Raw genomic sequence first — 14,200 nt, forward strand, 5'->3', positions numbered from 1 at the left:
CGCCCGAGGAGCGGAGGGTCAGGCCCAGGGCCCGCGCACGACGAAGGAGGCCTGGCCGGCGAAGGCCCGGGTGCCGTCGGAGCCGTCGAGCCAGATGCCACCGTCGCGGTGACGGAGGGCCGATCCCGGATAGTTGTGCGCGTGCAGGGTCACCGACCCGGCGACCGCGCCGGGACGGGGACAGAAGGTCGCGTCCTCACGGAAGAGCGCGCTGCCGTCGTCGGTGCTGAGCCGTAGCCGCAGGTAGGAGTGGCGAAGGTACCGGCCGTCCGCCGCGCGGAAGGTGACGCACCGTGGGTCCGCCAGCCCCCCGACGACCGTGAAGGTGCCCCGCCGGCGTACCTGCTCGCCGCTGGACGCGGAGACAGGCCCGAGCGTCACGAAGTCGCCGTCGTACGTGGCGAACAGGCCGGGCCGGTCCGCGGATTCGAGCGACCGCGCGCCCAGCGGAACGGTGTCCGTGACGGCGGGCGGACTCGCCGATGATGGCCTCGTCGGGGACGGACCCGCCGGGGACGGTGCGGCCGGCGCGCTGGTGCGCGACGCGGTCGGCGTGGAACCGCCCACCGTGGGAGCGGCGACGACGCCGGGCTCCCGTGGCGCCGGTTCCGGCCAGGTCATGTACATGGCGGTCCCGGCGACGAGCACCGCGCCGGCGGCGAGGCTCACCAGCGGATGAGCGGTCACCGCGTGGAGTTTGCCGGTCAGCACGCCGCGCGGGCCGCCTCCCCCCGCCACCGCGCCGGCGGCGACGTGTGCCATGGCGGGCCCGGCGGTGCCGACGGCCGTGCCCGACAGCAGGCCCCTGGCGACCAGCGCGACGACGAGTCCGGCCGGGACGGCCAGCGCCGTGAGGCTGAGGGGCAGCAGCTCGGCCGGCACCCGCTCCGTCGTCGTCGCCGTGCAGACCGGGCAGTCACGGGTGTGCCGCGCCAACCGCTTGCGCCACACCGACGCGCGGTGACCGTCCCAGCCGGCGAGGGTCTCGTCCAACCGCGCACAGCGCGGGTCGGCCTCGAGCGCGGCGACGATCGTCCGGCACAGTTCCAGCTGCTCGCGCATGCGTTGCAGGCGCACTCCCACGTGGGCGGCCGTGAGTCCCGTCGCGGCGGCGATGTCCTCCCGGCTCAGCAGGCCGGCGCACTCCTGCCACCACAACGACAGCAGCATCCGATGGTCCGGGTCGAGCCACCGGCCGGCTTCGACGACCCGACGGCGCTCGTCCGACACGTGCAGCCGCAGGATCGTCACGTCCACGGGCTCGGCACCGGCGTCCGGTATCCGGTGCGCCTCGTCGATGACCGTGGTCCGGTCGGTGACGGCGTGCTGCCTGCGCCAGTGGGTGTTGATCTGGCGGAGTGTGATCGACACCAGCCAGGACCGGAAGCTCTCCGGGGCCCGCAGCGACGGCAGGTCGCGCACCACGCGCAGCAACGTCTCCTGGACGACGTCGTCCACGTCGGCATGTCCGCTCAGGGCTCGCCCGACGATGTTGTAGACCAACGGCAGGTACGCGGCGATCAGTTCCTCGCGCGCCCGGTCGTCACCGGCCTGCGCCGCGACGACCAGCCCCGCGTGGTCCGCATCCATGAGCCCCAATTCCCACCTTCTCCAGGGGAGCGATCCGCCGAGTACAGCGGCACACCCTAGCCCCGGTGAAGGTGTGCGACCAAAGCCCGCGGATCCAGAAGTCGGTGGCACCGCTGCCACCGTTGGCGGGCTTGGCGAAGAAGTGGGTGCACTTGACGACGGGCACTGCGCCACGTACGCGATCAGCCCGCCCGACGAGCCCGGATCACCATGTCACCTCCACAGCACGACGTCGACGTCAGGAGACGGGGAACCAGGTCGAGAGGCGCTTGGCAATGGCCGGTACGTCGATGTTGTCCTGCGCGACTTCCTCCACGAACGGACCGGCAACGGAGACGGGCGGCGGGGCGGTACCGGCGCTGACGCCGTTGAACCGCAGGAAGACACGCATGGCGAGCCAGGCGGTGCGCTTGTTGCCGTCGATCAGCGCGTGGTTGCGGGCGACGGAGTGCAGCAGCGCCGCGGCCTCCTCGTGCAGCGCGGGATACAACTCGGCTCCGAACACGTTGGTCCGGGGCCGCTCGATCGCCGACACCAGAAGGCCCATGTCACGCACGCTCTGGTCGGTACCGTTGACCGTGCGGGCGATGGCCAGGATCTCGTCGATCTTGACGTAGCGAACGTCCGTCACTTCAGGTAGTCCAGGATCTCCGCATCGCTGTCCATCAGCTCGGCCAGGACGTCATCCACCTTCAGCTCGGCCCGGTCCTGGGCCTCACGAATGGCCTCGATGGCAAGTTCCTGCTTGCTGCGACCCTCCCGACGAGCCCGCTCGGTGAGCTTCGCGTCAAGGTCATCGGGGAGTCGAAGTGTCATCGCCATGGAGAGATGATACCAGTCTGGTATCAAACTGGCGCGGTCGGGCCGCGCTCTCGGTTCCGTGGAGCGTGGGACCAGGCGGCCGTGCGCATCGCTGCCGCGGAGACCCAGGAGAGACTTCCTTTTCGAGCGCCACATCTTCGCAGGAGGCACGTGCAGGAGTGCTTCCGCGCAGGTCACTCCAGCGCTGACGGCCGCCGCGATCCTCGCTGCGACCGGTCGGTTGCCGGCCGCCTCGTCGGGCAGAGCGCGGTCGAGGTCACCGGAGAGTTCTCGGCGTCACCGCTCCTGCCCTCCTGGCCGCAGGGTGCGCCAGGCCGGGAAGCGGCCCCCGCGGCTGTTTCGCCTGCCCTTCCGCGGGCAGTCCCCCAGAGGGGATCAAGACAGAAGGACAGCGAGATGACCGAGCACACACCGGATGCGGCGCGGCAGAGCGAGTACGAGCGCGCACGGAACAGCGAGGAGCCAGGAGCCCACTCCGGCTCCGAGAGTCAGGCGCGGGAGCGCGTCGTGCCGGGCACGGCGAGTGCCCGTGAGGGTTACCACCGGGCCGGCACAGGTAGCGGGAAGCCCCTGGACGGCGTCGAGGCCGTATCCGAGGAGGAAGACGAGAACCCCTCGGGCGACGGCTCCGGCTCCGGGAGCCGGTGAGAGAGGACGGAACCGTGGCAGTCACCCGCGCACAGGTCCGCGCCCTCCTCGCTCCATCCGGCGAAAACCGCTCTCTCGTGCTGTTGGAGGGTCGTACGGAGGTCGTCCCCTCGGAGCGGTTGGCATCGGAGCCGTACTGCGGCGCCATGGAGATCACCTCCGGCCGTGAGCTGGCCGCGACGCTGCCATCCGGTACACCGACCGAGCAGGACATCGACGCCGTTGCGTCGCGGCTGAACAGCGCGATCACGCACCTCGGCGCATGAGCACCGCAGCCCTCGGGTGATGCGGCCCGACGCGTCACTGCGCAGATTCACCGGGCGGCGCAGGACGGCCACCGACCACAAGCAGGTCCCCGTGCCCCAGGCGGCCGGACCCCCCTCCGCCTGGGGCGATGGTGCTCGCCCTACTCCTGGTCACCTTCCGCCGCCCGAACCAGGCGGGCGTACAGCAGGTGCAAGGCATCGGCAGTGGCGACCGCGGCGAGGGCGTGCTCGACGGTTTCCACTTCACGCGGCCAGATCCGCCGCGCCCCGGTAAGGGTGGTGGCAACCCACACACCCAGGCAGAACGGACAGCTGAGAAGCGACCCGAGCACGGGGTGGGAGGACTTCGGGGTCTCGTTCAGTTCGGCCGGGGCACCCGCTTCCTCTACCTCGGTGAACGGGGCGCGCAACGGGCGGGTGATCTGGGCCTTGCTGAGCAGCCGGCTGAGCCGGAAGGTGGCCGCCCCGGTCAACAGCACTCCGGACATCGCGCCGGATGTGGCCGACCCCGCACGCCCCCTCCCCGCCCGCAGCCAGGCTCCTGCGTAGACGCCGAATGCCGCCAGGACGGCGAGGTGGGTGTGTCCCTCATTGTTGGAGCCGCTTGTGGGTTCGGTCATGGACCGCGCCTGCCCACTCCGCCCGCCGTGATGCCTTTCGTACACTCACGCGTTGATCGTCCGGTGCCACGTGATCGGGCTGCTCGGCGCCCGACGCCGCGCGCGTCACGAGCGTCGTCTCAGCGTCAAAATGTGCCCGTCATGCTTGCGCGGCACCTACCGAGCACCCGAAAAACCTCAGGTCAGAACCTCTACTTCACCGGCTCCAGGATCGCGACGCACTCCACGTGGTGCGTCATCGGGAACAGGTCGAACGCCCGCAGCGTGCGGACGCGGTAACCGTTGTCCGCGAAGTAGGCGAGGTCGCGGGCGAGGGCGGCGGGGTCGCAGGCGACGTAGGCGATGCGGCGGGCGCCGAGGGTGGCGAGGTGGTGGACGGTGGACTTGCCGGCGCCGGCGCGCGGGGGGTCCAGGACGATGAGGTCGACGTCGGTGATGCCCGTGCGCGGGAGGACCGAGTCGACCTTGCCCTGTTCGATGCGGACGCGGGGGTAGTCGGCCAGGTTGTGGCGGGCGTCCTCGACGGCGCGCTTGCCGGACTCGATGCCGAGGACCGCGCCCTTGTCGCCGACACGGTCGGCGAGGGCGCCCGCGAAGAGACCGACGCCGCAGTAGAGGTCGAGGGCGGTCTCGCCCTTGCGGGGCATGAGGCCCTGCATGACGGCGAGGACGAGGGTCTGGGCGGCCTTCGGGTGGACCTGCCAGAAGCCGCCGTCGCCGACGCGGTAGGTGCGGTCGTCGGCGCGCTCGCGGACGAAGGCGCGGCCGTGGACGCGGTGGACGGCCTTGTCCCGTTCGCCGACGCGCATCACCGACACCGGCTTGTCGAGTTCGACGAGGGGGAGGCGGGCGCCGGGGCGCGGGGTGAGGATCACCTGGCGGTCGCCCGAGCCGGAGGCGGCGATGGCCTCGATCGAGGCCATGCCCTCCCAGGTGCGGGCCTCGATGCCGAGTTCCGAGACGCCCTCGGCGGCGATCATGCAGTGGTCGATGACCTGGACGTCGTGCGAGCGGTGCTTGCGCAGTCCGGCGTGGCCCTCGGCGTCCACGGCGTACTGGACGCGGGTGCGCCACTGCGGGACCTCGCCCGGGGGCAGCTTGTCGCCCTCGGCCGGCATGACGGTGCCGTCCCAGCCGGCCTCCTCGGGGGTCAGGCCGGCGAGCCGCTCGAGCTGCTCGGCGATGACCTCGCCCTTGAGGCGGCGCTGGGCGCCCGGCTTGGCGTGCTGCCAGTCGCAGCCGCCGCACTTGCCGGGGCCCGCGAACGGGCAGGGCGCCTCGACGCGGTCCTTCGAGGCCTCCAGGATCTCGACGGCGTCGGCGCGCAGGAAACGCGACGTCTCGTCGCCCTCGGTGACGCGGACGCGGACCTTCTCGCCGGGGAGGGTGTGGCGGACGAAGAGGACGCGGCCCTCCTCGGTGCGGGCGATGCAGTGGCCGCCGTGGGCCACCGGGCCGACCTCGACCTCGTACTCCTGGCCGATCAGCGACGGGACGGGGGCGTTCTGCATGACCGGGGACTCCAGGGGGAAGAAGAAGGTGGGCTGCCGTACGGACGGCAGCCCACCAGTCTAGTTGCTCTTTCCCGCCGGATCCTTCGCCCGTTTTTCGACCGGTCCGCGGCGGACGGAGCCGGGCGCGTTCCACTCCTGGCGCTTGCGGGCCCGGCGCTTCGCGGCCTCGGAGGAGCGGAGCTGGTACGGGACCGAGGTCACCATCACCCCCGGCGTGAACAGCAGCCGGCCCTTGAGGCGCAGGGCGCTCTGGTTGTGCAGCACGTGCTCGTACCAGTGGCCGACGACATACTCCGGGATGTACACGGAGACGGCGTCCCGCGGGCTCTCGTGCCTCAGGTTCTTCACGTACTCGATGACGGGTCGGGTGATCTCGCGGTACGGGGAGTCGAGAATCTTCAGCGGCACGTTGATGCCGCGCCGCTCCCACTCCTCCTTGAGCGCCTTGGTCTCGGCCGGGTCCACGTTCACGGTCAGCGCCTCCAGCTCACCGGCGTGCATGAGCTTGGCGTAGGCGAGGGCGCGCAGGGTGGGCTTGTGGAGCTTGGAGACGAGGACGATCGAGCGGACCCGGGAGGGGCGCACGTACTCGTCGGGGCGTTCCTCGGCGGCGGCGATCTCGGCGGCCACGGAGTCGTAGTGCCGGCGGATCGCGGTCATCGTCACGTAGAAGATCACCATGCCGAGCAGCGCGACCCAGGCGCCGTGGGTGAACTTGGTGGCGAGGACGACCACGAGGACGAGGCCGGTGAAGAAGGCGCCGAAGGCGTTGATCGCGCGCGAGCGGATCATGTGGCGGCGCTTGGCCGGGTCCCGCTCGGCCCGCAGGTGCCGGTTCCAGTGCCGGACCATGCCGATCTGGCTGAGGGTGAAGGAGACGAAGACGCCGACGATGTAGAGCTGGATCAGCCGTGTCGAGTCGGCGCTGTAGATCCAGACGAGGAGCGCGGCGGCGCCGGCGAGGAGCACGATGCCGTTGGAGAAGGCGAGCCGGTCGCCGCGGGTGTGCAGCTGGCGCGGCAGGTAGCGGTCCTGGGCGAGGATCGACCCGAGGAGCGGGAAGCCGTTGTAAGCCGTGTTGGCGGCCAGGAACAGCACGAGTGCGGTCGCGGCGGCGAGGACGACGAAGAGGAAGGTCCCGTCGCCGAAGACGGCGGCGGCGACCTGCGAGATCACCGGGTCCTGGACGTACTCGGGGCCGACGGGGACCCCGTCGCGCAGCAGGTCCTGGGCGGGTTTCTCCGCCATCCGGACGTCGGTGGCCATGGCCAGGAAGATGATGCCGCAGAACATGGTGACGGCGAGGCCGCCCATGAGGGCGAGGGTGGTGGCGGCGTTCCGCGACTTCGGCTTGCGGAAGGCCGGGACGCCGTTGGAGATGGCCTCGACGCCGGTGAGGGCCGCGCAGCCGGAGGAGAAGGCGCGCAGCAGCAGGAAGACCAGCGCGAAACCGGCCAGGCCCTGGTGCTCGGGCTTGATCTCGAAGCCGGCGGTGGGGGCCTTCATGTCGTCGCCGAGGACGATGCCCCGGTACGCGCCCCAGGCGATCATGAGGAAGACGCCGGCGACGAAGACGTACGTCGGGATGGCGAAGAGGGTTCCCGACTCCTTGACGCCGCGCAGGTTCATGAGCGTCAGGAGCACGATCACGGCGACGGCCGAGGCCACCTTGTGCTCGACGACGAAGGGGACGGCGGAGCCGAGGTTCTCGATGCCCGAGGAGATCGAGACGGCGACGGTGAGGACGTAGTCGACGAGCAGCGCGCTCGCGACGGTCAGACCGGCCTTGGGCCCCAGGTTGGTGTTGGCGACCTCGTAGTCGCCGCCGCCGCTCGGGTACGCGTGCACGTTCTGCCGGTACGAGGCGACGACCGTGAACATCAGGACGACGACCGCCAGCGCGATCCAGGGGCTGAAGTGGTACGCCGACAGGCCCGCGATGGAGAGGACCAGCAGCACCTCGCCCGGTGCGTACGCCACCGAGGACAGCGGGTCGGAGGCGAAGACGGGGAGGGCGACGCGCTTGGGGAGAAGGGTTTCTCCCAGCCTGTCGCTGCGCAGGGCCCGCCCGATCAGGATGCGTTTGGGCACGTCGGTCAGTTTGGACACGGAGAGGATCGTAAGCGTTCGAAAAGGGCCATGTGCATCGGCACCCCCGATGCGCACCGAATCTCCCTGACTACCACCTCGGATGCGGTCCCGGCCAGCGTTGCCGCTTAAGCTCGGACCGGGCAACCCGGCAAGGGCGTTGCCCGCCGTGGCCCGGGCGATCGGGCGAGGAAAGTTGTGAGCAGGGTGTTTTCGCAGGTCAGCAGGGCGATCAGGAGTGCGGGGTAAGGGGACGTGCACATCGTCATCATGGGCTGCGGGCGAGTGGGAGCCGCTCTCGCGCAGACGCTCGAACAGCAGGGCCACACCGTCGCGGTGGTGGACCAGGACCCGACGGCTTTCCGCCGTCTGGGCTCGGGCTTCGGCGGCCGGCGCGTCACCGGTGTCGGCTTCGACCAGGACACCCTGCGTGAGGCGGGCATCGAGGAGGCCGGCGCCTTCGCCGCGGTGAGCAGCGGCGACAACTCCAACATCATCGCCGCCCGGGTGGCACGCGAGATGTTCGGCGTCGAGAACGTCGCCGCCCGCATCTACGACCCGCGTCGCGCCGAGGTCTACCAGCGTCTGGGCATCCCGACCGTGGCCACGGTCCGCTGGACCGCCGACCAGATGCTGCGCCGGCTGCTGCCCTCGGGCGCGGAGCCGCTGTGGCGGGACCCGAGCGGCGGTGTCCAGCTCGCCGAGGTGCACACCTCCCCCGCCTGGATCGGCCACAAGATCAGCACGCTGCAGGAGGAGACCGGCGTACGTGTCGCGTTCCTCACCCGGCTGGGCGAGGCGGTCCTGCCGACCTCCCAGACGGTGCTCCAGGAGGGCGATCTGGTGCACGTGATGATGCGTACGGAGGACATCGCGAAGGTCGAGGCGGTCTTCGCCGAGGGTCCCGAGGAGGGCGGTCACTGATGCGTGTCGCAATTGCGGGCGCGGGCGCGGTGGGCCGTTCCATCGCCGGCGAGCTGCTCGAGAACGGGCACGAGGTGCTGCTGATCGACAAGGCGCCGACCGCCATCTCGGTGGAGCGGGTGCCGCAGGCCGAGTGGCTGCTCGCCGACGCCTGCGAGATCACCTCGCTCGACGAGGCGGCGTTGCAGCGCTGCAACGTGGTCATCGCGGCGACCGGCGACGACAAGGTGAACCTGGTCGTGTCGCTGCTCGCCAAGACGGAGTACGGCGTGCCGCGGGTGGTCGCCCGCGTCAACAACCCGAAGAACGAGTGGCTGTTCAACGAGGCCTGGGGTGTGGACGTCGCGGTGTCGACGCCGCGCCTGATGTCGGCCCTGGTGGAGGAGGCGGTGAGCGTCGGCGACCTGGTCCGGCTGCTCCGTTTCAGCCACGGCGACGCCAACCTGGTGGAGCTGACGCTGCCGCCGGAGTCGGCCATCGCGGGGACGGCGGTCGGCGACGTGGCCTGGCCCCAGGACACCTCCCTCGTGACCATCATCCGCGGCTCGCGGGTCCTCACCCCGACCGCGGAGGAGACGCTGGAGGCGGGCGACGAGCTGCTGTTCGTGGCCGCGCAGGCGCGCGAGGAGCAGCTGGAGGACCTGCTGTCGGTCCGCCGCGAGCTCACCGAGGACTGAGGCGGGGGGCGGACGCGCCGCGCGGAGGTGCGGAGACGGGCGACCGCGCCCTGCCGCCCCCTCCCCCGCGCCGGACGTCCGCCCACCACGCCGGGTCGGCGGCCGGAGCCGTACGACCACCGGTCCCCGCGGCCCGGCACCGTACCGCCGAGGTCCCCCCGGAACTCACGGAGAGGGCCCGGACCCCGTCGTCACCGACCGGGGTCCGGGCCCTCCTCGCGTGTGCGGGTACGGCGGGGTGGTCGCCGTCAGGCCTCCGGCCCGCCCCCGGTGCCGGGGCGCGGCGTGGCCGCGGCGGCCTTGCGCTCCTTCTCGGCGCGCTCCTCCGCCTCCATCTCGGCGAAGACGTCGATCGGCGGCGGCGCCTTCGCCAGGAAGACCCAGGTCAGGTAGACGGCGAGCAGGAACGGCGGGATCTTCAGGGCGACGGACACCCAGCCGAACTTGGTGGGGTCGGCCCACCAGTACAGCGGGAAGAGGATCGCGCACTTGCCGAGGAGGATCAGTCCCCACGCCCAGCTGGCCTTCGCGTAGGCCTTCTTGCGTCCGGGGTTACGGGTGCGCCAGGAGAGGTTCTCCTTGAAGACCGGGCCCAGGATGAGGCCGATCAGCGGGACGCCGGCGAGGGTGGTGAGGATGTACGCCAGGGCGAGGCCCAGGGTGTACAGCATGCCCGGCAGGTAGAAGTCCTTGGCGTTGCCCGTCATCATCGCGAAGACGACACCGAAGGCGACGCCGAAGACGCCGCTGAAGGCGTGCTTGACGGTGTCGCGGCGGATCAGCCGGACGGCGACGAGGACCAGCGAGACGGCCAGGGCGGCGACGGCCGAGACGTGCAGGTTCTTGTTGACCGTGAAGATCGTGACGAACAGCAGGCCGGGCAGCACCGTCTCGATCATGCCCCGCAGGCCGCCGAAGGCCTCGAACAGCGCGGCCTCGGTGACCGCCTTGTCGGCCCGCGCGGACTGGTCCACCGATCCGGCGGGGCCCGTCGGTCCCGTGCGGCCCGTGGGGTCCGTCGGGCCGAGCGGGCCCGTCTGGTCGGCCGTCGGCTTGTCGAGAGACGTCACCGGCTACTCCTGTCCGAGCGGTCGGAGCTCGTATTTGGGGTTGAAGAGGACGCGCCGGCCGTGGCTCAGGGAGATCCGGCCGGAGGCGATGAGCCTGCGGCCCGGCTCGATGCCCACGATGGACCGCCGGCCCAGCCACACGACATCCAGCGGCGCCGTGCCGTCGAACAGCTCGGCCTCCAGCGCGGGCACACCGGCCCGGGGGCGCAGCGTCACCGTGCGCAAGGTACCAGTCACCTTGACTATCTGGCGGTCGGAGCACTTGGCGATCGGTGTGCACCCCGACGCCTGGGCGTCCTCCTGGAGCTCCTCCGACTCCAGGTCCTCCGGGGAGGAGGACAGCCGGTCGAGCATCCGGCGGAACCGCCCGGCCGGCTTCTCTGTACGCGGTGCAGCACTCATACAGAAAGCGTACCGGCCGCCACTGTCACGGGAACCGGCCCGTGGAGCCCCGTTCGCTTCAGCGTTCGAAGCGGTATCCCATGCCCGGTTCGGTGACGAAGTGGCGCGGGTGCGAGGGGTCGCTCTCCAGCTTCCGCCGCAGCTGCGCCATGTACACGCGCAGGTAGTTGGTCTCGGTGCCGTACGAGGGTCCCCAGACCTCCTGCAGGAGCTGCTTCTGGCTGACGAGCCGGCCGCTGTTGCGGACGAGGACCTCCAGGAGGTGCCATTCCGTGGGCGTCAGCCGGACGTCCCGGCCGTCCCGGTGGACCTTCTTGGCGGCGAGGTCCACGGTGAAGCCCTCGGTCTCCACCACGACGAGCCCGTCGTCGGCGCCGCCGACCGGTTCGGCGCGCCGTACGGCGGCCCGCAGCCGGGCGAGGAGTTCGTCCATCCCGAAGGGCTTGGTGACGTAGTCGTCGGCTCCCGCGTCCAGCGCCTCCACCTTCTCGTCGGAGGTCTGGCGCGCGGAGAGGACGAGGATCGGGACGCGGGTCCAGCCGCGCAGGCCCCGGATGACCTCGACCCCGTCCATGTCGGGCAGGCCGAGGTCGAGGACGACCACGTCGGGGTGGCGTTCGGCGGCGAGCCGGAGCGCGGTGGCGCCGTCGGGCGCCGCGTCGACCTCGTACTTCCGCGCCCGGAGGTTGATCACCAGGGCGCGGACGATCTGCGGCTCGTCGTCGACCACGAGGACCCGGGTCATGGCGGGGGCCTTCCTTCTGCTGTCTTTCGTGCCGTGGGCTTCTGCGCCGCGGCGGGGCGGGTGTGCGGGTGCGGGGCGGGCGTAGCGGTACGGCAGGGGGCGATGGCGGTACGGCGTCGGCGGTACGGGAGCGGGCGCGGCGCCGGGTCCCGGCCCTCGCCTCCCGGCTCAGGTCACCGTGTCTCGGCGCCCGGCCCGGCCTTCCGGCTCAGTCACCGCACGCTCCGGGAGGTCGGTGACCGGCGGCGGGGCCCCGCGCGGCGCGGCCCTGAGGGTGAGGACCATGGTGAGGCCGCCGCCCGGGGTGTCCTCGGCGCCGAGCGTGCCGCCCATGGCCTCCACGAAGCCCCGTGCCACGGCGAGGCCGAGGCCGACCCCGGCTCCGCGCGGGGCGTCGCCGAAGCGCTGGAAGGGCTCGAAGATGCCGTCCTTGTCCGCGTCGGGCACGCCGGGGCCGCGGTCGACGACCCGCAGTTCGACCCGCCGGCCGATCGTGCTGGCGGCGACGGCCACCGGCACGCCGTCGGGGCTGTACTTCACGGCGTTCTCGACGATGTTGGCGACGGCGCGCTCCAGGAGGCCCTTGTCGACCTCGACCATGGGGAGCGATTCGGGGATGTCCAGCTCGGCGCTGCCGTCGGGAACGCCCCCGAGGGCCATGGGGACCACTTCGTCCAGGTCCACGGCCCGGATGAGAGGCCTGACGGTGCCGGTCTGGAGCCGGGACATGTCGAGCAGGTTCCCGACGAGGTGGTCCAGACGGTCGGCGCCGGCCTCGATGCCGGCGAGGAGTTCGGCCCGGTCCTCGTCGGACCACTCGACGTCGTCGGAGCGCAGGGAGGTGACGGAGGCCTTGATGCTCGCGAGCGGGGTGCGCAGGTCGTGGCTGACGGCGGCCAGGAGCGAGGTGCGGATCTTGTTGCCCTCCGCGAGTTTGCGGGCCTCCTCCGCCTCGCCGACGAGCCGCTGCCGGTCGAGCACGACGGCCGCCTGGGCGGCGAAGGCGCCGAGCACCCGCCGGTCCTCGGCCGGCAGCACCCGGCCGCTCAGGGCCAGGGCGAGGCGGTCGCCCACCGGCATGTCGACGTCCGCGTCCTCGGGCCGTACCGCCGGATGGAGACCGACGCTGGCGGCGCAGGTCCAGGGGCCGGTGCCCTCGGCGCGCTCCAGGAGGGCCGCCGACTCCATGGAGAAGGTCTCGCGGACCCGTTCCAGGAGGGCCTCCAGGCTGGTCTCGCCGCGCAGCACGCTGCCGGCGAGGTAGGAGAGGACCTCGGACTCGGCGCGCAGCCGGGCCGCCTGGTGGGTGCGGCGGGCGGCCAGGTCGACCACGGAGGCGACCGCCATCGCGACGCCGAAGAAGACGGCGATGGCGACGATGTTCTTGGGGTCGGCGATGGTCAGCCGGTGGACGGGCGGGGTGAAGAACCAGTTGAGGAGGAGCGAGCCGACGGCGGCCGAGGCGAGGGCCGGGGGGAGTCCGCCGAGCAGGGCGGAGGCCACGGTGAGGGCCAGGAAGAGGAGCATGTCGTTGGCGAGCCCGAGGTCCGCGTCGACATGGGTGAGGAGGAGGGCGAGCCCGACCGGTCCGGCGACGCCGGCGAGCCAGCCCCCGAGGATGCGGGAGCGGCCGAGGCGGGCGCCGTGGGCGACGGGCAGCCCGCGCCCCTTGGCGACCTCGCTGTGCGTCACGATGTGGACGTCCAGGTCGGGGCCCGACTCGCGGGCCACGGTCTGTCCGACGCCGGGACCGAGGACGTACTGCCAAGTGCGGCGTCTGCTGGAGCCGAGGACGATCTGGGTGGCGTTGACGCCGCGCGCGAACTCCAGGAGCGCGGAGGGTATGTCGTCCCCGATGACGTGGTGGAACGTTCCGCCGAGATCCTCGACGAGGGTGCGCTGGACGGCCAGCTCCTTGGGCGAGGCCGCGGTGAGGCCGTCGCTGCGGGCGATGTAGACGGCCAGGACCTCCCCGCCGGCGCCCTTCTCCGCCAGGCGGGTGGCGCGGCGTATCAGGGTGCGGCCCTCGGGGCCTCCGGTGAGGCCGACGACGATGCGCTCGCGGGCCTGCCAGGTCGAGCGGATGTTGTGCTCGCCCCGGTAGCGCTGGAGGTACTCGTCGACCCGGTCGGCCGTCCACAGCAGGGCCAGTTCGCGCAGGGCGGTGAGGTTGCCGGGGCGGAAGTAGTTGGAGAGGGCGGCGTCGACCTTGTCGGGGGTGTAGACGTTGCCGTGGGCCATGCGGCGGCGCAGGGCCTCGGGCGACATGTCGACCAGCTCGATCTGGTCGGCGCGGCGGACGATCTCGTCGGGGACGGTCTCCCGCTGCCGTACGCCGGTGATCGACTCGACCACGTCGCCGAGGGACTCCAGGTGCTGGATGTTGACGGTGGAGACGACGTCGATGCCGGCCGCGAGCAGTTCGGCCACGTCCTGCCAGCGCTTGGGGTTGCGGGAGCCGGGGACGTTGGTGTGGGCGAGTTCGTCCACCAGGGCGACGGCGGGCCGGCGGGCGAGGACGGCGTCGACGTCCATCTCGGGGAAGGTGGTCCCCCGGTACTCGATCTCGCGGCGCGGCAGCTGCTCCAGGCCGTGGAGCAGCACCTCCGTACGCGGACGCCCGTGGTGCTCCACGAACGCCACCACGCAGTCGGTGCCGCGCTCCACCCGGCGGTGGCCCTCGGAGAGCATCGCGTACGTCTTGCCGACGCCCGGTGCGGCGCCGAGGTAGATCCGAAGCTTGCCGCGTGCCATGCCCCGACCATACGTCCAGCCAATCGGACATTCCGCACCCGGGGAGAGCCCCCGTCACGTCTTGACGTGATCCTGATGCG

General features: G+C 71.7%; 14 protein-coding genes. 4 read left to right on the forward strand and 10 right to left on the reverse strand.

Features of this window, described 5'->3' with window-relative positions:
- Positions 1-18 precede the first annotated feature (18 nt).
- The 3 genes from ABTY40_RS09435 to ABTY40_RS09445 form a co-directional block, all read right to left on the reverse strand.
- Positions 19-1,590 (reverse strand): sigma-70 family RNA polymerase sigma factor, encoded by a 1,572-nt coding sequence (locus ABTY40_RS09435; RefSeq protein ID WP_352058975.1) that lies wholly within the window; start codon positions 1,588-1,590, stop codon positions 19-21.
- A gap of 238 nt (positions 1,591-1,828) precedes the next feature.
- Positions 1,829-2,221, reverse strand: a complete 393-nt coding sequence (locus ABTY40_RS09440; protein ID WP_352058976.1) for a type II toxin-antitoxin system death-on-curing family toxin — start codon at positions 2,219-2,221, stop codon at positions 1,829-1,831.
- Positions 2,218-2,412: a ribbon-helix-helix protein, CopG family gene (locus ABTY40_RS09445; protein WP_030862426.1), complete on the reverse strand. Its 195-nt coding sequence runs from the start codon at positions 2,410-2,412 to the stop codon at positions 2,218-2,220. The genes ABTY40_RS09440 and ABTY40_RS09445 overlap by 4 nt, the downstream gene beginning before the upstream one ends.
- 396 nt (positions 2,413-2,808) lie before the next feature.
- Between ABTY40_RS09445 and ABTY40_RS09450 the strand changes: the two genes are divergently transcribed.
- The gene (locus ABTY40_RS09450; protein WP_352058977.1) at positions 2,809-3,060 is read left to right on the forward strand and encodes a hypothetical protein; all 252 of its coding nucleotides are present in this window, start codon (positions 2,809-2,811) and stop codon (positions 3,058-3,060) included.
- Between the two features lie 14 nt (positions 3,061-3,074).
- Positions 3,075-3,326: a hypothetical protein gene (locus tag ABTY40_RS09455; RefSeq protein WP_352058978.1), complete on the forward strand. Its 252-nt coding sequence runs from the start codon at positions 3,075-3,077 to the stop codon at positions 3,324-3,326.
- A gap of 140 nt (positions 3,327-3,466) precedes the next feature.
- Here ABTY40_RS09455 and ABTY40_RS09460 read toward each other — a convergent pair whose 3' ends face one another.
- The 3 genes from ABTY40_RS09460 to ABTY40_RS09470 form a co-directional block, all read right to left on the reverse strand.
- Positions 3,467-3,946 carry a DUF1360 domain-containing protein gene (locus ABTY40_RS09460; RefSeq protein WP_352058979.1) on the reverse strand — a complete coding sequence of 160 codons (480 nt, stop codon included), beginning with the start codon at positions 3,944-3,946 and terminating at the stop codon, positions 3,467-3,469.
- Between the two features lie 191 nt (positions 3,947-4,137).
- Positions 4,138-5,457 (reverse strand): class I SAM-dependent RNA methyltransferase, encoded by a 1,320-nt coding sequence (locus ABTY40_RS09465; RefSeq protein ID WP_352058980.1) that lies wholly within the window; start codon positions 5,455-5,457, stop codon positions 4,138-4,140.
- Positions 5,458-5,517: 60 nt separating this feature from the next.
- The gene (locus tag ABTY40_RS09470; protein WP_352058981.1) at positions 5,518-7,569 is read right to left on the reverse strand and encodes an APC family permease; all 2,052 of its coding nucleotides are present in this window, start codon (positions 7,567-7,569) and stop codon (positions 5,518-5,520) included.
- A 234-nt stretch (positions 7,570-7,803) separates the two neighbouring features.
- Here ABTY40_RS09470 and ABTY40_RS09475 point away from each other — a divergent pair, with 234 nt between their 5' ends.
- Both ABTY40_RS09475 and ABTY40_RS09480 read left to right on the forward strand, forming a co-directional pair.
- Positions 7,804-8,472, forward strand: a complete 669-nt coding sequence (locus ABTY40_RS09475; protein WP_309054590.1) for a potassium channel family protein — start codon at positions 7,804-7,806, stop codon at positions 8,470-8,472.
- Positions 8,472-9,149 (forward strand): potassium channel family protein, encoded by a 678-nt coding sequence (locus ABTY40_RS09480; protein WP_345284360.1) that lies wholly within the window; start codon positions 8,472-8,474, stop codon positions 9,147-9,149. The genes ABTY40_RS09475 and ABTY40_RS09480 overlap by 1 nt, the downstream gene beginning before the upstream one ends.
- Before the next feature lie 248 nt (positions 9,150-9,397).
- Here ABTY40_RS09480 and ABTY40_RS09485 read toward each other — a convergent pair whose 3' ends face one another.
- From ABTY40_RS09485 to ABTY40_RS09500, 4 genes are all read right to left on the reverse strand, one after another.
- On the reverse strand, positions 9,398-10,219 hold the full coding sequence (locus ABTY40_RS09485; protein WP_502990528.1) for a DUF3159 domain-containing protein: 822 nt from the start codon (positions 10,217-10,219) through the stop codon (positions 9,398-9,400).
- A 3-nt stretch (positions 10,220-10,222) separates the two neighbouring features.
- Entirely contained in the window at positions 10,223-10,621 is a 399-nt protein-coding gene (locus ABTY40_RS09490; protein ID WP_345284358.1) for an OB-fold nucleic acid binding domain-containing protein, read from the reverse strand.
- A 58-nt stretch (positions 10,622-10,679) separates the two neighbouring features.
- Positions 10,680-11,366: a response regulator gene (locus ABTY40_RS09495; protein WP_345284356.1), complete on the reverse strand. Its 687-nt coding sequence runs from the start codon at positions 11,364-11,366 to the stop codon at positions 10,680-10,682.
- Positions 11,367-11,534: 168 nt separating this feature from the next.
- Positions 11,535-14,120, reverse strand: coding sequence for a DUF4118 domain-containing protein (locus ABTY40_RS09500; protein ID WP_352058982.1), 2,586 nt, complete (start codon positions 14,118-14,120; stop codon positions 11,535-11,537).
- Positions 14,121-14,200: the final 80 nt, after the last annotated feature.

It is taken from the genome of Streptomyces sp. NPDC126503, assembly GCF_040302405.1.
Taxonomy (GTDB): Bacteria; Actinomycetota; Actinomycetes; order Streptomycetales; family Streptomycetaceae; genus Streptomyces; species Streptomyces gulbargensis.